Source organism: Gordonia prachuapensis, assembly GCF_036350515.1.
Classification (GTDB): Bacteria; Actinomycetota; Actinomycetes; order Mycobacteriales; family Mycobacteriaceae; genus Gordonia; species Gordonia prachuapensis.
The window spans coordinates 18,666-37,666 of record NZ_JAZDUE010000021.1; the positions used below are offsets into that span (position 1 = coordinate 18,666).

At 67.9% G+C, this 19,001-nt stretch carries 16 protein-coding genes; 3 read left to right on the forward strand and 13 right to left on the reverse strand.

Features of this window, described 5'->3' with window-relative positions; translation table 11 throughout:
- The first annotated feature begins 3 nt into the window (after positions 1-3).
- Positions 4-702 carry a hypothetical protein gene (locus V1Y59_RS20830; RefSeq protein WP_330506952.1) on the forward strand — a complete coding sequence of 233 codons (699 nt, stop codon included), beginning with the start codon at positions 4-6 and terminating at the stop codon, positions 700-702.
- A gap of 92 nt (positions 703-794) precedes the next feature.
- Here the strand turns inward: V1Y59_RS20830 and V1Y59_RS20835 are convergent, their stop codons facing one another.
- The 7 genes from V1Y59_RS20835 to lysX all read right to left on the reverse strand — a co-directional run bounded on the left by V1Y59_RS20835 (position 795) and on the right by lysX (position 11,512).
- The gene (locus tag V1Y59_RS20835; RefSeq protein WP_330506953.1) at positions 795-2,819 is read right to left on the reverse strand and encodes an ArnT family glycosyltransferase; all 2,025 of its coding nucleotides are present in this window, start codon (positions 2,817-2,819) and stop codon (positions 795-797) included.
- A 138-nt stretch (positions 2,820-2,957) separates the two neighbouring features.
- Positions 2,958-3,758: a cyclase family protein gene (locus tag V1Y59_RS20840; protein WP_330506954.1), complete on the reverse strand. Its 801-nt coding sequence runs from the start codon at positions 3,756-3,758 to the stop codon at positions 2,958-2,960.
- 4 nt (positions 3,759-3,762) lie between these two features.
- Entirely contained in the window at positions 3,763-4,935 is a 1,173-nt protein-coding gene (locus V1Y59_RS20845) for a PQQ-dependent sugar dehydrogenase (RefSeq protein ID WP_431309251.1), read from the reverse strand.
- Positions 4,936-5,026: 91 nt separating this feature from the next.
- Entirely contained in the window at positions 5,027-6,580 is a 1,554-nt protein-coding gene (locus V1Y59_RS20850; RefSeq protein ID WP_330506956.1) for a succinic semialdehyde dehydrogenase, read from the reverse strand.
- Positions 6,581-6,588: 8 nt separating this feature from the next.
- Complete coding sequence (gene rraA / locus V1Y59_RS20855) at positions 6,589-7,122, reverse strand: ribonuclease E activity regulator RraA (protein WP_330506957.1); 534 nt, start codon at positions 7,120-7,122, stop codon at positions 6,589-6,591.
- A 74-nt stretch (positions 7,123-7,196) separates the two neighbouring features.
- On the reverse strand, positions 7,197-8,087 hold the full coding sequence (locus tag V1Y59_RS20860) for an alpha/beta hydrolase (protein ID WP_330506958.1): 891 nt from the start codon (positions 8,085-8,087) through the stop codon (positions 7,197-7,199).
- Between the two features lie 5 nt (positions 8,088-8,092).
- The gene (gene lysX, locus V1Y59_RS20865; protein ID WP_330506959.1) at positions 8,093-11,512 is read right to left on the reverse strand and encodes a bifunctional lysylphosphatidylglycerol synthetase/lysine--tRNA ligase LysX; all 3,420 of its coding nucleotides are present in this window, start codon (positions 11,510-11,512) and stop codon (positions 8,093-8,095) included.
- 58 nt (positions 11,513-11,570) lie between these two features.
- Between lysX and V1Y59_RS20870 the strand changes: the two genes are divergently transcribed.
- The gene (locus V1Y59_RS20870) at positions 11,571-11,798 is read left to right on the forward strand and encodes an RNA-binding S4 domain-containing protein (protein ID WP_330506960.1); all 228 of its coding nucleotides are present in this window, start codon (positions 11,571-11,573) and stop codon (positions 11,796-11,798) included.
- A 416-nt stretch (positions 11,799-12,214) separates the two neighbouring features.
- On the opposite strand, the gene urtE is transcribed toward V1Y59_RS20870, so the two are convergent.
- The 6 genes from urtE to V1Y59_RS20900 form a co-directional block, all read right to left on the reverse strand.
- A complete protein-coding gene (gene urtE / locus V1Y59_RS20875) occupies positions 12,215-12,907 on the reverse strand; it encodes an urea ABC transporter ATP-binding subunit UrtE (RefSeq protein WP_330506961.1) in 693 nt (230 codons plus the stop codon).
- Positions 12,908-12,911: 4 nt separating this feature from the next.
- Positions 12,912-13,745, reverse strand: a complete 834-nt coding sequence (gene urtD, locus V1Y59_RS20880; RefSeq protein WP_330434380.1) for an urea ABC transporter ATP-binding protein UrtD — start codon at positions 13,743-13,745, stop codon at positions 12,912-12,914.
- On the reverse strand, positions 13,742-14,857 hold the full coding sequence (gene urtC / locus V1Y59_RS20885; protein WP_330434382.1) for an urea ABC transporter permease subunit UrtC: 1,116 nt from the start codon (positions 14,855-14,857) through the stop codon (positions 13,742-13,744). The genes urtD and urtC overlap by 4 nt, the downstream gene beginning before the upstream one ends.
- Positions 14,854-15,741 carry an urea ABC transporter permease subunit UrtB gene (gene urtB / locus V1Y59_RS20890; RefSeq protein WP_330434383.1) on the reverse strand — a complete coding sequence of 296 codons (888 nt, stop codon included), beginning with the start codon at positions 15,739-15,741 and terminating at the stop codon, positions 14,854-14,856. Before urtB ends, urtC begins: the two co-directional genes overlap by 4 nt.
- 137 nt (positions 15,742-15,878) lie before the next feature.
- Positions 15,879-17,144 (reverse strand): urea ABC transporter substrate-binding protein, encoded by a 1,266-nt coding sequence (gene urtA, locus V1Y59_RS20895; RefSeq protein WP_330506997.1) that lies wholly within the window; start codon positions 17,142-17,144, stop codon positions 15,879-15,881.
- A gap of 357 nt (positions 17,145-17,501) precedes the next feature.
- Positions 17,502-18,362, reverse strand: coding sequence for a cutinase family protein (locus V1Y59_RS20900; RefSeq protein ID WP_431309252.1), 861 nt, complete (start codon positions 18,360-18,362; stop codon positions 17,502-17,504).
- Positions 18,363-18,559: 197 nt separating this feature from the next.
- Between V1Y59_RS20900 and V1Y59_RS20905 the strand changes: the two genes are divergently transcribed.
- On the forward strand, positions 18,560-18,994 hold the full coding sequence (locus V1Y59_RS20905; protein WP_330506962.1) for an SRPBCC family protein: 435 nt from the start codon (positions 18,560-18,562) through the stop codon (positions 18,992-18,994).
- Positions 18,995-19,001: the final 7 nt, after the last annotated feature.

Sequence of the window (19,001 nt, forward strand, 5' to 3'; positions counted from 1 at the left end):
ACCATGAGCAACCCGGATCCGGCCGACGAGACTTCGGAAGCCGGCCCCGCCGAGGAACCGTCCAACCACGGGCCGGCAGGCCAGGAGTCGCCGGCCCAGGAACCGGCGGCCCCGGAGAGCGCAGCCGACGAGCCGGCGTCCGAGAAGATGCCTGCGAAGAAGGCCCCGGCAAGGAAGGCCCCCGCCAAGAAGTCGGCAGCCAAGAAGGCCCCGGCGAAAAAGGCGGCTGCGAAAAAGGCTGCACCGGCGAAGAAGGCGAGTAAAAAGGCTCCGGCAAAGAAAGGCCCGGCGAAGAAGGCCCCAGCCAAAAAGGTCGCCGGGAACCAGGCCCCGAAGCCCCCCGCCACACCGCCCGAATCACCTGCCGCCGAGACGAATTCGCCATCCGCTGAGGCCAAGCACGTGGCGTCCGGGCCGGTGTCGTCGAAGCCGGGTGCCACCAAGCCCCCGACCAAGCGGTCCCCGTCGACCGGACCGTCCGGCCCCGCGTCGACGGCACCGAGCGCACCTTCCGCGCGACCGTCCCCGGCCGTCGTCGACGTGGTGGCCGAATCCGACGCACAGCGGGCAACTTTCGCGCAGCTACGGTCCGGCGCGCCGACCGAGTTGCCGGGCGGCAGTCGCACGGCGCCGATGGTTGCGGCCGGAGTGTTCGGTTTGCTGCTGCTCGTGGTCGCCGAGATCCTGCGTCGAAGGCGCTGAGCCACCCACGAGCGAGTGGTACGAGACGACGAGCAGATCGCCCGCGACCGTGTGTCGCGGGCGATCTGGATCCGACGTCGGTTCGGTTGCCGTCAGTTCAAGGCGTAGACGGTGGTCCCGCCGACGGTGGTCGCGGTGTAGTTCTGTGCCACCCATTCCGCGATCTCGGAGTTGCCGCCGGGCCCGCCCTGACCGCCGCCGATGTAGTAGGCGATATCGCCTGCCTCGACGTAGTCGATGAACTGCTGGAGGGTGGGAGCCGGATCGCCACTCCACCCGCCGATCGCCATCACCGCCTGGCCGGTGGCGATCTCGATGCCCGCCGCCGACTGCGAGCCGTTGGTGGCGGCCGCCCATGTCGTGTCCGCGGCCCTCAGGAGCTCGACGAGTTCGGTGTTCGACGAGATGTCACCACCCATACCTCCGGGGCCCCCGCCGCCGCGGGCACCGTCCTGGGTTGCACCGTCTGGAGCTGCACCGCCTGGTCCGCCGGCGCCGCCCGGTCCACCGCCTCCGGGCCCGCCCATGCCACCGGATTCCATCGAGGTCGCCACCGCATTCGGGATGGACCCGCTGTGCGGGGTCGCGGCCGTCGCGATCGAGAAGGCAGCGGTGCCACCGAATCCGGCGAGCGCACCGGCGATCACGGCAGCGGCGACCACCTTGCGCCACGCCATCACACTGCCGACCAGCAGGGCGACGACGCTGATCACGGCGACCGCGCCGATCAGCCAGCGGCACCATACGGGCCCGAAGTCGTTGCGGTTCAACAGCACGATGGACCAGCCGGCAGCCAGGCCGATCATTCCGGCCAGGGCGAGACGTCCGTCCCAATGGTCGCGACGCCGCCAGGCGAACACGCTGCCCATGCCGACGAGTGCGGCGACGGCGGGCGCCAACGCCACCGTGTAGTACGGGTGGATGGTGCCGCTCATGAAGCTGAAGATGAGTCCGGTGATCAGGAGCCAGCCTCCCCAGGCCATCACAGCTCCGCCTTCGACGCGGCTGATACCGCCGGTCGATCGGAAGATCGGGAAGCTGCGGACCATCAGGTAGGCCGCGAACACCAAGGCGAGCAACGCAACCGGGAGCAGCCAGGAGATCTCGTTACCCATCTCGGAGCTGAACAGTCGGTTGAGTCCGGTCGAGCCGCCGAACGAGCCGCCCGCCTGGCCGCCACCCATGCCGCCTCCGCCGCCGGACCCGCCGCTGATGCGGCCGACGCCGTTGTAGCCCCACACGAGGTCCATGAAGGTGTTGTCGGTGGAGCCGCCGATGTACGGCCGCGCCGATGCGGGCACCAGGATCGTCGCGAGGACGAACCAGCCCGCCGACACGATCAGCGCCGCGGTCGCACCGATCAGATGACCGATACGCCTGGGCCAGCCGTTGTTCGCGAACACCAGGTAGGCCAATCCGAAGGCGGGCAGCACCAACAGGCCCTGCAGCATCTTGGTGAGGAATGCGAAGCCCAGCGCGACACCGACGAGCGCCAACCATCGACCCGAGTTGGTGCCGATCGCGCGGATCAGGGCATAGCCGGCCGCGACCATCAGCAGCACCAGCAGTGCGTCCGGGTTGTTGAACCGGAACATGAGCGCCGCCGCGGGGGTGAAGGCGAGCACACCTCCCGCGATCAGCCCGGCGACCGTGCCCTGGCGCGGATCGGCGAAGGTGCGGCGCATCGCGCAGTACAGCAGCGCGACGGCGGCCACGCCCGTCAGCGCTTGCGGCACCAGCACGGCCCAGCTGTTCATCCCGAACAGCCGCACCGACATCCCGGTCACCCACAGCGAGGCCGGGGGTTTGTCGACGGTGATGAAGTTGGCGGAGTCGAGCGATCCGAAGAACCACGCGGTCCAGCTCTGCGAGCCCGCCTGCGCCGCCGCCGCATAGAACGTGTTGGCGTAGCCGCTGGCCGCGAGATTCCACAGATACAGCACCGCGGTGGACACGAGCAGCGCGGTCAGCGCATACGGGCTCCATCGGACGGCTCGTCGCGGCCGCGGCGTCCCGGCCCGGCGCCGGCCCCAACGGGTTGTCGGAGGTGGCGGCGGTTCCCCGGGTGTCGATGCACCCGGGCGCTCCAGCCCCCGTCGTTCTAGCGCGGTGGTCATTCGGGTCCTCCTGTGTCGGATGTGGTGATCCCACACTGGGCCCCGGCCCTCCCGCGACGCTGGACGCCGGCTGGGAGAACCCTGTGAACGCCGCGCAGATTCCGGGCCGCACCTACCCTCGCCCCGAGGTTCGGCGGATCACACGAGCGCGAGCACGCGCGCCGGGCCACCGGTTCCACCGGCGAAGCGGGGTGCGCCCACCATCACCGTCGCGCCCGATGCAGGCACCGACGACAGGTTCGCCATCGCCTCGACGGCGTACCGTCCCGCGCCCAGGATGGCGGTGTGCGCGCCGACCGACCCCTGGATGTCCACGCTGAGGGTGTCGGTGCCGACCGCGACCACGCCGCGTTCGGCGACCAGCATGTGCACGACGTCGGGATCGAAGCCCGGGGCGTCGGCGCCGCCGGTCTGCGGCTGCCATCCGCTGTGCAGCGCGACGATCGCGCCACGGGGTATCCGCCCGTTGTCGGACTCGTAGGCAGCCACGTCCCGTTCGGTCAGGGTCGCGCGTCGATCCCCTTTCGCTCGGGCCGCGATGCTGATCACCGCAAGCGGTGCGACAAGGTCCTGCGCCGCGATGCGCTCGACGGTGATGCCGTCACCGATCTTGTGCGCAGGCGCGTCGACGTGTGTGCCCGAGTGCTCTGGAAACGACATCCACCGGGTCGCGTAGCCGCGATTGCCCGGTCCCACGCGGGAAGTCGGGATCGACACCACCGGCGCGTTTCCCGGCCAACGGGGGAACGCCGACGACAGCACGTGCGTGAGGTCGACGACGCGCTGGCGCGACGGTGCCGCCACGGCATCGGATGCGGCGCCGATGGCCACCGCGCCGGCGGTCCCGGCCGCGGTTCCGGCCGCCAATCTCAAGGCGGTCCGGCGCGAGAAGCGCCGGGCTTCCTGGTGGGCATGCCGGACGATCTCGTCGTCGCACATGCGCTCAGCCGGCCGGCCGCACGCGCAGGATGCTGTCGTCGCCGTTGTCGGTCCCGACGAGCAGGGAACCATCCGAGTCGACGGCCAGCGCACGCAGCCGGCCGTGCATGTCGGCGAGGGCGTCGCTGGTGGTGACCACCCGGTTGCCGGCCTCGTTCAGGGTGATGAAGACCAGTCGCTTGCCCTGTTGGGAGGAGATGACGACGGCCCCGTTGAGCGCCCCCCAACCGCTCGACGGGAGGAACGCCAGGGCCGGCGTCGCGATCGTCGGTTCGCCCGACGACCACACCGCTCCGACAGCCCCGGGGACTCGAACGGGATCGGTCATCGGTACGGACTCGTCGTAGATGATCGGCAACCGGTCCGGCTTGTAGCCGTAGTTGGCGCCGGCGCGCAGCAGGTTGAGCTCGTCGTCGCGATCGGTGCCCTGCTCGATCGCATAGACCCGACCGGATCCGGCCTGGATCGCGACGCCCTGCACGTTGCGGTGCCCCAGGGTGTAGATCGGACTGCGCGGATTCGGGTTGCCCGCCGCCGGACTGCCGTTCGTGTTGATGTGGAGGACCTTGCCACCCAGCGAGTTCCGATCCTGCGGATTCGTGGGGATTGCGTTGTCGCCGGTGCCGACCCAGAGCGTGCCGTCGGGTGCGGCGGTCAATCCGCACCCGCCGTGACGTCCATTCGCTCTCAGCGGGATTCCGGTGAGGACCGTGCGTTCGCGGGTCATCTGCGACCAGTTCTCGTTCACCCGCCACGCGACGATGTTGATCACCTGACCGGTGTTGGGCCACGGCAACGGCAGGCTGCCGACCGAGCCGGGCACGCTCACCGCTGCACCCGACGTCGCCTCGGCCTGACACGAGTAGACGCGCCGGTTCTCGGCGAAGCGTCGGTCCAGGGCGAGACCCATCAGTCCGGACTCACCGGCCACGAAGAGGTCCGAGAGGTCGGCCCGAATGGTCCGCTGCGCACCGCCGGGCAGGACCGCGACGAATCTTCCGGACCGTTCACCGGTGAGGAGGGTGCCGTCGGGCGCCACCTCGATGTCCCACGGACGGTCGAGGTTGCTCGCCACCGGGGTCACGGTCAGGGGAGGCGCTGCTCCCGCTGGTCCCGGTGCGCCGAACCCTGCGATGAGGGCGCCGACAGTCGCGGCGATCACGGCCAGACGAATCATGTGGGGACGCAAGCGTCGTCGTGTCACGCCGCCCACCGTAACCCGGATCACAGGGGCCGCGTCGCCGAAACCGCCCGTGAACCGCCTCGGGTCAGCGGCCGGGCAGGTACTTCAACGCACGCACGGCGTACGGCGTGACCGCACGATAGATGCCCTGCGGAATCCCGGGTGCACGGTCGATCCCGATGAAGCGCTGCTCGGCGACGGTCTGCGGCTCGGTGTACTTGAGCAGGCCTTCCTCGCCGTGGCGGCGGCCGACACCGGAGATGCCCATGCCGCCCATCGGTGCGGCGGTGGAGCCCCACGCGGCGGCATAGCCCTCGTTGATGTTGACCGTGCCGGCCCGCAGTTGGTCGGCGACCTCGTTGGCCTCGGCGCTGCTGCCGGCGAAGACGCATGCGTTGAGTCCGTACTGCGTCTGGTTGGCCAGCTTGATGGCCTCGTCGGTGGAGTCGACCGGGTAGATGGAGACGACCGGCCCGAAGGTCTCGTCGGCGTAGCAGGTCATCTCGTCGGTGACGTCGGTGAGGACGGTGGGCTCGAAGAAGAACGGTCCGAGGTCGGCGCGTCGTCGCCCACCGGCGACCACTCTCGCACCCTTGTCGACCGCGTCGCGCACATGGGCATCGGCGGTGTCGACCTGCGCCGCCGATGCGAGCGAGCCCATGTCGGCGGAGAAGTCGTAGGTGGCGTCGAGCGTCATCGCCGAGACGAAGGCGGCGAACTTCGTGGTGAACTCGTCGGCGATCTCCTTGTCGACGTAGAGCCGTTCGATGGAGATGCACAGCTGACCGGAGTTCGAATAGCAGGCTCGGGCAGCACCTTCGACGGCCCGGTCGATGTCGGCCTTGGCGGTCACGATCATCGGGTTCTTGCCGCCGAGTTCCGCGGAGAACCCGATGAGCCGGCGTCCGGCCTGCTCGGCCAAGGTCGCCCCGGTCGCCGACGACCCGGTGAACATCACGTAGTCGGTGGTGGCGACGATCGCCTGACCGACAACACTTCCCGGTCCCGGGACGACGGCGAACAGGTCGAGCGGGAGCCCAGCCTCATAGAGCAGCTCGGCAACGGCCAACGCGCAGTAGGGCGTCTGGCTGTCGGGCTTGACGACGACGCCGTTGCCGGCGAGCAACGCGGCGACCGCGTCGGACACGGCCAGGGTGAGCGGGTAGTTCCACGGGCTGATCACGCCGACGACACCCTTGGGCTGATACCGCACGCGGACGCTGGTGGCGCCCGGCAGCATGCCCTTGACCTTGCGCTCCGCGAGGGTCTTCGGGCCGGTCGTCGCGTAGTGCCGCGCCGTGAGCGCGACGTCCATGACCTCTTCCTGCGCGTAGATCCGCGCCTTACCCGTTTCGGCCTGGGCGATGTCCATCAGCTCGGCGGCGTTGCGGTAGACGAGGTCGGAGAAGCGGTCGAGCACCTCGGCGCGCTGCTGTGGGGTCTGCTTGGCCCACCCCTCCTGGGCGGTCCGGGCGCGGGCGACCGCGGTCTCGAGATCGTCGGCGGTGCCGACCGGGATGGTCGCCATCTCGACGCCGCTGAACGCCTCGAGGACGGGACGGGTGGGACGCGCCTCGACGTCGTCGATCGCGATGAGGGCGGCGAGCCGCGCGAAGTACTCGGAAGTGGGTTTCGGCATGGTGGTCCTCAGCTCTCGGCAGCGGCGGCGTCGGAAGCGGCGGTGTCGGGCTCTGCTTCTGATTCCGTGACGATCACGATGCCGTCGTCGTCGGAGTAGACGAGGTCGCCGGGGTGGAACGTCTCGCCGCCGATGGTCAGCGCGATGTCGCGCTCTCCGACGCCGGTCTTGGTGGACTTGCGCGGGTTGGTGCCCAGGGCCTTGACACCGAGCTCCATCTCCCCGATCGCCTTCGCGTCGCGGATGGCGCCGTTGACGATGATCCCGACCCAGCCGTTGGACCGGCCGAGTTCGGCGATGAGGTCGCCGACCAGGGCCGTGTGCACCGATTCCGCGCCGTCGACCACGAGCACGCCACCGGGGTTGGATTCGCCCAGGATCGACTTGAGCAGGGCGTTGTCCTGGAAGCATTTGACGGTGGTCACGCGGCCCACGAACTCGCGGTTCCCGCCGTACTGGGTGAACTGGGTGTCGCAGCTGCGGACGAGGTCGCCGATCTCGTCGACGAGGTCGGCGGTCGGCGTGAAGGTCGGATCGCTCATGCGCCCAGTCTAGGCAGTGGCCGTTTAGGTGTGACGGCGAGCCACACTTATCCGCTTTCGAGGGCTGGTACCCACTACCCGACCGCCAGCGCGTCGATGGCAACCGCCACCTCGTCGGGCCGCTGCGACACCACGAAGTGCCGTGCCCGCGGGATGACGTCGACGTCGGCTCCCAGCAGCGCGGCGTACCGCCGCTGCTTCCATTCCCAGAACTGCCGCCACCCCGGTGTCCGTGGGGCGGCCACGATCACCCGGCTCGGCACCGCCGGAAGCGGATTTGTGTGCCGCAGCCGGCGCAGCGTGCGGTCCATCGCGCCGAACATGGCGTTCTCGGCCACCAGCGCCGCCAGGAACGGCGCCCGCCCGAACAGCTGACCGACCCACCTGTGATGGTCGGCGGTGAAGCCCTCGGGAGGAGGCGGAACCACCAGCCGCCAGACCCGCTCCCGCGGCCATCTGTCGACACCCAGCCACACGCAGATCGCCTGCGCGTGGTCGGACAACCACCTCGCCGCCCACACCGACCATGCCCGCGGCACCAGATGCACCGGGGTCATCGAGAACGAGCCGTCGATCACGACGAGTGCAGCCGTGCGATCCGGATGGACCCGGCCGAAGGCCTCGACGTACAGCGACGCCAGCGAGTGCCCGACCACGGCCGCGGGGGTCTGCACCCCGGCGGTGTCGAGCACCGCGGCCATCCGGTCGACCTCACCGAGCAGGGTCGGATGTTCGCCGCGACCGGGCGGATCGGACAGTCCGTAGCCCGGGCGGTCATAGCGGATCACCCGCCACCCGCCGGCCGCCAACCGCGAGGCCAGCGGATCGAGATCCCACCAACTGCTGCCCAGTGCAGCCATCAGCAACAATGGCGGGCCTGCTCCCTCGTCCACCACATGCAGGCGGCGTCCGCCGACGGTGGTGAGGACTCCCGGCGGCCCGTCGATCCCCTGTCCGGGCGTCACCGGGCTCAGAAGCCCTGCGGCTTGGCCAGCGGGAACGCCAACGACTCCCGGATCGACTGCCCGGTGATCAGCATGACGACCCGGTCGACGCCCACGCCGAGACCGCCGGTCGGGGGCATCGCGTACTCGAGGGCCTGCAGGAAGTCCTCGTCGAGTTCCATCGCCTCTGGGTCGCCACCCGCCGCGAGAACCGACTGTGCGGTCAATCGCCGGCGCTGTTCGACGGGGTCGGTCAGTTCGGTGTACGCGGTTCCGAGCTCCACACCCCACGCGACCAGATCCCACCGTTCGGCGACGCCGGGGATGGACCGGTGTGCACGCGTCAGCGGCGACGTCGAGGTGGGGAAGTTCGTGTAGAAGGTGGGGAACGTGGTCCGGTCCTCGCCGAGGTGTTCGTACAGTTCGAGCACCACCTGGCCGGCATCCCAGTCGGGCCGGTGCGCGATCTCGAGCCGGTCACAGATCGCCCGCAACGTCTCGACCGGGGTCTCGGGCGTGATCTCCTCGCCGGCCCCCTCCGACACCACCTCGTGCACCGTCTTGACCGGCCACTCCCCCGAGATGTCCACGCGCTCTTCGTTTCCGTCGTCGTCGGTGCGGACGATGACGGGAGCACCGTAGGCTGCGGTGGCGGCGTGCTGGATCATCTCGCGGGTGAGGTCGAGCATCTTCAGGTAATCACTGTGCGCCTCATAGGCTTCCAGACTGGTGAACTCAGGGTTGTGGCTGAAGTCGACACCTTCGTTGCGGAAGTTGCGGCCGATCTCGAACACCTTCTCCACGCCGCCGACGCAGAGCCGCTTGAGGTAGAGCTCAGGCGCGATCCGCAGATACAGATCGAGATCGTATGCGTTGATGTGGGTCTGGAACGGGGTGGCGTTGGCGCCGCCGTGGATCTGCTGCAGGATCGGGGTCTCCACCTCGAGGTAGCCACGGTCGGACAGGAAGTCCCGCAACGACTTCACCACCAGGCTGCGGGTGGCCAGCAGATCGCGCGTGCGGGCGTTGACGGCGAGGTCGACGTACCGTTGCCGGACGCGCGCCTCCGGGTCGGTGAGGCCACTCCACTTGTCCGGCAACGGCCGCAGGCATTTTCCGTTGAATCGCCAGGCGTCGATGAGGATCGACAACTCACCCGACCGGCTTCGTCCGACCACGCCACGCGCCTCGATCAGATCCCCGAGGTCGACGTCGGCGCCGAAGTCGGGGGTGCCGGGGATCACCCGGGCTTCCTCGACGAGCATCTGGACCTCGCCGGACCAGTCGTGGACGTCGGCGAACGCCACCTTGCCGAAGTCACGCAGCCGGGTCACGCGCCCGGCGATCGTCACCGTCGTCCCCTCCGGCGACGCCACCGCCTGCGCGATCGTGTGCGTCGGCGGATCGGCGGGCGGATAGGGGTCGAAGCCCTCGGCGACGAGATGTTCCATCTTGGCCACCCGCACGCGTACCTGCTCGGGACGGTGCACGACGACCTCGGTGCCCTCCGCCTCCTCGTCGAACTCCGCGATCAACGCATCGACGTCCACTCCGGCGGGGATCGCGGGCCGGCCCTGCGTGTACTGCTGTGCGCGGCCGACTCGCGGCAGCCGCACGAATCCCTCGGTGACGATGGCCGCCAGACCCACCCGGGCGATCATGCGGTTGTCCTCGAAACACAGGTAGCGGGGTTGCCAGTCCGGCCGGTATTTGGCGTTCGACTTGTATAGCGACTCCATCTGGAAGAACCGCGACCCGAACATGAGGACCGAGTACGTCGCTCGCATGACCGGTCCGGCACCGATGTCGGCGCCGTGCTCGAAGAACGCCCGGAACGCCGCGAAGTTGAGGGAGATCTCGGTGACGCCGAACTGTTCGGAGTTGCGGGCCAGTTCGGTCACCATCGTCTCGACGACCCCGTTGACCGCGGCGCGGTCACGGCGCATCACGTCCAGGGACACGCCGGTCCGGCCCCAGGGGACGAACGACAGCATGCCGACGACCTTCTCGTTCTCCGTGCCCAGATTCTCGACGGCCTCCACGAGTAGGCAGTTGCCGTCGAGCGGATCACCGAGCCGACCCAGCGCCATGGCGAAACCACGCTCCTCGTCGGTGTCGCGCCACGAGTCGGCGCGGGCGATCATCTCGGCCATCTCCGATGGCTTCCCGTCGATCGAGCTTGTCGAGATCTCCGAGTGCCGTCGGATGCGCACATCGACCCCCGCACGCCGGGTGCGGGTGACGGCCTGCCGGACCCCGCGCATCGCCGGACCGGACAGGCTGAAGTTGCGGGTCGGGATGATGGCCTCGTCGCCGATGTTGAGTGAACCGAACCCGGCGGCGTCATAGGCGGCGGCACCGCGGCTACTGGGGCCCATCGCGGCCGGATGCCACCCGTAGCGTTCGCACAGCGTGAGGAATTCGGCGATCGCGTCATCCCAGGATTCCGGGTCGCCGATGGGGTCACCGCCCGCCATGCCGACACCGACCTCGACCCGGTAGGTGACCGCGGCGCGGCCGTCCGGGGAGAACACCACGGCCTTGTCGCGCCGGGTGGAGAAGTAGGCCAACGAGTCGTCGTCGTTGAACCGGGTGATGAGCGCGCGGATGAGCCGCTCGTCGTCGGCGGTGATCAACGACTTCAACCGGACCGACCGGAACAGGACCATCGCCGCGGCGATCAGCGCCAGCGCCCCGAAGAGTCCCAGCAGTCCGTTCACCGGCGCGAGTGCGTGGCGGCCGTCGAACGCCGCCTCGGAATCGACCGAGCCGAACGCCGCGACCCGGTTGATCGCATAAGGCAGACGATCGCTGCGGGTGAGGGTGTGCGGGAACAGCCAGACCAGTGCCCAGCCCAGCAGGGAGCTGACGACGAGTCCGGCGATCAGGACGCCGAACGCTCGCAACAGCGCCCCCTTGCGAACCCGGGTGTGGAACTGCCGGTAGGTGAGGATCAGGTAGGCCAGCGCCAGGAGTTGGATCGTGATGCCGATCCACAGGTTGATCCGGTCGTTGCTGGTCACCGCCAGGTCGTCGGCGAGCGCCGGCACCAGGTACAGAGCGTTGCTCAGCACGAACAGCGTGAGGTAGATGACGCAGATCCACCAGGCGATCCGTTTGCGCATCGACATCGCGAACGCGATCAGCGCCAGCACGAACGCCCACGCGAAGCTGGTGTCGGGGAGGGTGACGATGAAGGTGTCGATGTAGTCGCGCGGGACGTGGATCAGATGGCGGAAGAACGGGAACAGACTCGACAGCAGGGAGATCGTCGCCATGACTCCGAGGACGGTCCCGGCGACCCGGGGAGCGGCCCGCCCGAATCCCCGCGGTGCACGGATGCGGTCGAGGAGGTCACGGGAACGCCGGGATGCGGCCGACGGCGTCCGCTCAGGGGTGACCGCGTCGTCGTCGAGGCCCGGGGTCCGCGTGATGTCCAACGTCATGGCTAAACGTTAAGGTCCGCGCTCGCCGAATCTGCGTTGGTTGGGCAAGATGTGAGCAATGGACGGCACGGACATCGATGATGTGCCCATTCGCGACGACTCGATCCGGCTCGGTCAGTTCTTGAAGCTGGCGAATCTCATCGACTCGGGCGCCGAGGCCAAGAGTGTGATCGCCGACGGCCTCGTGTCCGTCAACGGGGACGTGGAGACGCGGCGTGGTCGGCAGCTGGTGTCGGGAGACGTGGTGGAGATCGGCGGTCAGGCCGCTCGGGTCGCCACCGAATGAGCCCTGATCGTCGGATCAGTTCAGGATTGCAGCCGCCGCAACTCGGCGGGCGTCACGAGGCGTTCCGCCTCGGCAGGGAACATCCGCGCGGGTCGCGCTCGACCGAAGCGCACGGTGATCGAACTCAGCATCGAGTTGCGGCGTGGACCGGAGGATGAATTGGACAACCTCATGACCAATCACTTCCCTGAATTGCTACCTCGGACTCGATCTTTGGCTTACTGTAGTCGGTTCGCCGATTCGGTACCAAGCGATATAGCGCGTTCAACAGACGTTGTCTGCGCCACACTCGGCCGGATCGACGACTACGACCAGGTAGTGCCAGTCATGTGTGTACATCGATGATCTCATCGTCATCGTTACGGATTCGGTAGCGACATGCCCCGATTTGTGATGGGACACACAGAGCGGACGGGTCAGATGGTCATGGCGTCGCGGACCGTGGCTTCTGCCGAATCCCCGCCCTCGCCGGACGATGTGACACGGCCGCTCTCGAGGACGTAATAGCGCTGGGCGGCCTGCAGCGCGAAACCGATGTGCTGCTCCACCAGGAGCACTCCGAGACCGCCGCGCGAGGTCAGTTCGGTGATCGTGTTCTCGATCTCGGCGACCACCGACGGCTGGATGCCCTCGGTCGGCTCGTCGAGAATCAGCATCCGCGGCTCGGTGATCAGCGCCCGGGCAATCGCCAGCTGCTGCCGCTGACCGCCCGACAGCAGACCGGCGCGACGGTCGAGCAGGTCTTTCAGCCCCGGGAAGAGATCGAGCATCTCGTCGATCAGCGCCTTGCCTCGTTTCCGGCCGTCCGCGACGACCTGGAGGTTCTCCGCGGTCGTCAGGTGGCCGAAGCTCTGTTGCCCTTGCGGCACGTAGGCGAGGCCGCGTTTGACGCGCGCGCTCGGGCGCATCCCGGTGATGTCGACACCGTCGAAGGTGATGGTTCCCTTCGTCGTCTTCACCAGCCCGACGGCGGCCCGGAGCAGGGTGGTCTTGCCTGCGCCGTTGTGTCCCATCACCGCGGCCACGCCGTCGGCCGGCACCTCGAGGTCCACCCCGTGCACCACCTCGGTGCGTCCATAGCCGGCATGCACGCCTGCCATCTCCAGCATCGCGTCACTCCCCGTCTCGCGCCGGGTCCGCAGACCCTGCCGTCTCGTGGTCCATGTCGGCGGCGGCCGTCGTGCCCAGGTACACCTCTTGGACCTTCGGGTTCGCCTGCACCTCGGCGACCGTGCCCTCGGCGAGGACCTTCCCCCGCGCCAGCACCGTCACCGACGTGGCGTAGGACCGCATGAAGTCCATGTCGTGTTCGACGACGACGACCGTCCGGGCGGCACCGATCCGCCGCAGCAGCGCACCGGTCTCCTCGCGTTCCTCGTGGCTCATCCCGGCCACCGGTTCGTCCAGCAGCAGCACCGACGCGTCCTGTACCAGCAACATGCCGATCTCGAGCCACTGCTTCTGGCCGTGCGCCAGCACCCCGGCCGGCCGGTCGCGCAGGTCCGCGAGGCCGATGGTCTCCAGCGCCTCCTCGATGGCCTCGGGGACGGCGGCGGGACGGCGGCGCAGCATCGTCCACATCGAGCGCCCGGCCCCGGCCGCGATGTCGAGGTTCTGCAGCACGGTGAGTTCCTCGAACACACTGGCGGTCTGGAACGTCCGGCCGACGCCCTGCCGGGCGATCTGGTGCACCTTCTTGCCGAGGAGTTCGGTACCCGACTTCTGCACCGAGCCGGTGGCGGGCACCAGGCCGGTGATGGCGTCGATGATGGTCGTCTTGCCCGCACCGTTGGGTCCGATGAGGAAGCGGAGATCGCCCTGCAGCAGGGTGAGGTCGACGTCGGAGACCGCCTTGAAGCCGTCGAACTCCACCGACAGCCCGCGCACCTCCAGATAGTCGCTGGACATTCCCGCTTTGCCGGCGGCGGGCGATTGCACCTGGGTCATGACGACACTCCTGTCGACGTGGTCGCGACCGCGACGTCGGTCGTCCGGGTGGAGTCGGGATCGGCGGGCGGGCGTCGTCGCCGTCGCAGCAGTGCCCCGAGCCCGGCGAGTCCGGCCGGGAAGAAGCCGACCACGACGATGAACAAGATGCCCTGCGCGTACACCCATCCGGACGGGAAGTTCTCCGAGAGACTGGTCTGCGCCCAGGCGACGGCGATCGCACCCAGCACCGGACCCAGCAGCGTGGTCCGGCCACCGATCGCGACTCCGATCAGGAACGCGATCGACGGGACGATCCCCACGTCGGCCGGCGAGATGATGCCGACGATCGGCACGAACAACGCTCCGGCGATGCTCGCGAACAGTGCCGCAACGGCGTAGGCCACCAGCTTCACGTTGGCCGGGTCGTAGCCGAGGAACCGGACACGCTCCTCCTGGTCGCGCACCGCCACCAGCAGTTCGCCGTAGCGGCTGTACATCAGCTGGCGCGTGATGGCCACGACCACCAGCAGGGTGGCGGCGGCGATGAAGAACAGCAGTCGCCGGTTGACGGGATCGTTGAGTGCCAACCCGAAGAAGCTGCGGAACCGGTTGAGCCCGTTGCTGCCGCCGATCGTCTGTTGTCCCACCAGCAGGATCGCGAAGGCCGCGGCCAGTGCCTGGGAGAGGATGGCGAAGTAGGCGCCCTTGACCTTGCGTTTGAACACGCCGAGTCCGAGCAACACCGCGACGAACGTGGGGATCAGGACGATACCGAGGATCGTGACCACCGGGGACGCGAACGGCTGCCAGTAGGCGGGCAGTTCCCGGATGCCGGCGATCTGCATGAAGTCGGGCACGTCGTCGCCGCGCAGTTCGGCGTCGGCGATCTTCAGGTGCATCGCCATGATGTAGGCGCCGAGTCCGAAGAACACTCCTTGTCCCAGGGTGAGCATTCCGCCACGGCCCCAGGCCAATCCGATGCCCACCGCGACGATGCCGAAGCACAGGAACTTGCCGAGCAGGCTCAGCCGGAAGTCGGACAGGACCGCGGGTGCCACCGCGAAGAGCATGATCGCGGCAATTCCGAAGCCCGCGTAGGTTTTCCAACTGTTGGCGAAGTAGTCTCTCACACCAGGCTCCTCGACTGGACCGTGAACAGCCCCTGCGGACGGATCTGCAGGAAGATCACGATGAGCACGAACACGATCACTTTCGCCACCGATGCGGTGGTGGAGTACTCGATGAACGAGTTGAGCAGGCCGAGCGCCACGGCCGCGATCACGGCGCCCTTGATCTGGCCGAGACCGCCGATGACGACCACGAGGAATGCGTCGATCAGGTAGGCCATCCCGGTGTTCGGGCTCGTCGAGCCGATCAGGGTGAGAGCGACACCGGCGACACCGGCGAGCCCGGACCCGATGAAGAAGGTGGTGATGTCGGTCTGCCGACTCGAGATGCCGCTCGTCTCAGCCAGATCGCGATGCTGGACCACGGCGCGGATTCGCCTGCCCATCGACGTGTACTTCATCGTCGCGGCGATCGCGATCACGCAGATCACCGCGAGCACCATGATGAAGATCCGCGTCTTGGGAACCACGGCGCCGAGGATCTCGACACCGCCGTCGAGCCATCCGGGCGCGATCACGCGGACCGCGGGCGCGCCGAAGATGTCCCGGGCCGCCTGCTGCAGGATCAGGCCGACGCCGAACGTCACCAGCAGCGTGTCCAACGGGCGGTGATACATCCGGCGGATCAGCGTGACCTCGAGCAGGACCCCCATCAGTCCGCCGACCACGAAGCCGACGAATAGCGAGACGAGCAGGGACACATCGGCATTGGAGACGAGGTACTGCTGCACCGTGTAGGCGGTGTAGGACCCGGCCATGATGAACGAACCGTGCGCCATGTTGATGACGCCCATCTGACCGAAGGTCAGCGACAGCCCCAGCGCTGCGAGCAGCAGGATCGATCCCAGACTGAGTCCGGTGAACGTCTGCCCGATCAGGGTTTCCACGACAGATCTCGATTCTTGTTGTTGCGAACTCGCCGACGGGCCCGGACCCGCCCGTCACGCCGGAGCGTGGCGGGCGGGTCGGGCGCCTCGGAGATCCCCAGCAGTTCAACACCTCAGCAGCTCAACACCTCAGCAGGTCAGCCGCTCAGCCCTTCGGCCCAGTCGTAGCCCTCGAGGTACGGGTCGGGCTCGATCGGTTCACCCGAGTCCCACACGGTGTAGATCAGTCCGTCCGAACGGATCTCGCCGATCCGGGCGGTCTTGGTGATGTGGTTGTTGTCGCCGTCGATGGTGACCAGTCCCTCCGGTGCGTCGAAGGTGACGCCGCCGGCGGCTTCCTGCACGTCCGGCACCGCGAAGGATTCGGCCTTCTCGACGGTGTTCTTCCACAGGTAGACCGACACATAGGCGGCCTCCATCGGGTCCGACGTCGGCTTGTCGGCGCCGTAGCGGGCCTTGTACGCCGCGACGAACTCGTTGTTCACCGGCGTGTCGATCGTCTGGTAGTAGTCCCAGGCGGTCAGCTGGCCTTCGATGTTGCCGACACCGATTCCGCCGACCTCCTCCTCCGCGATGGAGACGGAGATGACCGGCATGTCCTGCGCGGTCAGGCCGACATTGCGGTACTCACGGAAGAACGCGACGTTGGAATCGCCGTTGAGCGTGTTGAACACGGCGTCCGCGTCCGCGGTCCGCACCTTGTTGACGATGGTGGAGAAGTCGGTCGACCCGAGCGGCGTGTAGTCCTCGCCCTTGATCTCCATCCCGTTCGCCTCGGCGTACGCCTTGATGATGCGGTTGGCGGTCTGCGGGAACACGTAGTCGCTGCCGACCAGGTACAGCGACGTGACGCCCTGTTCCTTCAGGTAATCCAGCGCCGGGACGATCTGCTGATTGGTGGTGGCGCCGGTGTAGAAGATGTTCTCCGACGACTCGAGGCCTTCGTACTGCACCGGGTAGTACAGGAGGGCGTCGTTGTCCTCGAACACCGGCAGCATCGCCTTACGGCTCGACGACGTCCAGCCACCGAAAACCGCTGCGACACAATCGGCGCTGATCAGCTTTTCGGCCTTCTCCGCGAACACGGTGGGCTCGGAGGCGCCGTCCTCGCCGACGACCTCGATCTGCTTGCCCATCACGCCGCCCGCGGCGTTGATCTCCTCCACGGCGAGCGCGATGGAGTCGCGCACGGTGACCTCGGAGATCGCCATGGTGCCCGACAGCGAGTTGAGCGACCCGACCTTGATCGTGTCGCCGGAGGTGTCCACACAGGACTCGGCACTGGTGGCCGCCTCGTCGGTTGCCGAACTGCCACACGCACTCAACGCGAGGGCCACCACCGACAGCACCGTCGGAACACCCAACCGGACCCAACGAGTCCCGGACCGGCGCCGCGACACCATGTGTCCGTCACCGGCCGCGTCACCCCCGCCCGGGACGGAGTCGTTCAACTTCATCTTCTGATCTCTACTTCCCTTGGCGCGCAGCAAAGAACACGCGAACATCCGACACTGGTCATGGCCGGATACCCCCGATCTCCGGCCGAACAGAACGTCGCGACTCGTGCGCAGCAGGCGTGTTCGGTGAACCCACCCCTACGTTCCGATGACGTTCTTGTGTACGGGAGACGCACACAGAGGGGAAGCTATCGACGGATTGTTACGTCTGGATTATTTGGGGTGAATGCCCGGTTTCGGATGCCGGTGCATCAGCGATGTCGAATAGTGCACGGATGCAAGCGATCTCAGCGGGGTCGCGGATCAGGCGAGCCCGGCTAGAAACCGGTGCGCCCACCCAACCGCGGTGACGCCCGGCTGGACCGCAAACGTGGCGTAGTTGGCGTGTGCGCCCGACTGCAGGAAGCGGTTGAACGAGATGATCTGCTCGCGGGCGCGTGCGTTGGACAGCTCCTCGACGATCTTTCCCGGACCACCGAGGGTGAGCAGCTCGCTGATGATCGCGCCCGCCTCGGCCTGATATTGGCCGATCTGTGACGGCGTGGGATCGCTGGTCTCGGCGAGGTACCCGACGATGCGGGTGATGAAGTAGTCCTGCGGCACATTGCAATACAGGTCGGAGGGTTCGCAGATCGTGAAGGCGCGGGGCAACACCCAGCCCATGCCGTCGAGGCGCGGACCACCGCTGCCCTCCCAGCGAAGCGGCGGCCCCACGAGATTGTCGCGCTGCGAACGGCGCGGATCCGAGAGGAGCACGACCCCGGCGATCTGGCCCGGTCGGATCGCGGCACGTCCCGTGCCGACCTCCGATGCGAAGTCACCCGCGGCGTCGGCGCCCTGGCTGTAGCCGACCACCGCGATCCGGGTGCCCGGGCACCGCCGCAGCATCGTGCGCGCCAGCCCGGTGGTGTTGGCGACCGCCTGCGCCTTGGATTTTCCGTAGACGGCCTTCTCCCAGGGGAACGCCGTCGCGTCGTAGCCGACGTACTGGACGCGTGTCTCGGCCCCGAGCCCGGTGGTGATGTCACCGAGGATTCCGGGATTCTGACCATTGGCCCAGGTGCCGGGGATGGCGAGTACGTAGAGTTCGGGGCATCCGGCCGGCGCGGCCGACGACGGCGCCCCGACACCCATGCTCGTACCGATCGCCGTCACCAGGGCCATCACGCCGGTGATCACTGAACGTAGACGCATCGTCGCCCTCCCTCTACCGCCGGACTGCGTCTCGTGTCCCGAGTGTAGCGAGGTCGGCGGTGTTGCGAGACGAACGTGTTGCGGGAAGTTCCTGCCCGACCCATCCGAACCGGTGGACGTCGCCGAATACACCGTGCAAGCAACACCCGCCGACGACAGGAGTGGTCATGGTCGACGTGTCCCGAACCTTCACCGTGCAACGTCCCCGCGACGAGATCGTCGCCTACATGCGGGACTTCGCGAACGCCGTGGATTGGGACCCGGGTACACAGCGCTGTGAGCAGATCGGCACCGATCCGATCGCGGTGGGCACACGCTGGCACAACGAGACGAAGCTGTACGGCATCTCGACGACGCTCGTCTACGAGCTGACGCGCGACGATCCCGACCATCTGGTGTTCACGGGTCGCAACAAGACGGCCACCTCGGTCGATGACATGACGTTCCGCGCCCACGGCGAGTCGGAAACGGTTGTCACCTATCACGCCCACGTGGACTTCAACGGCGTCGCGAAGATCGCCGATCCGATCGCGCAGTTGGCGTTCGGCAGGCTCGCCGACACGGTTCCGAAGCAGATGTCTCGGGTACTGACCGCGATGTGACGAGAGT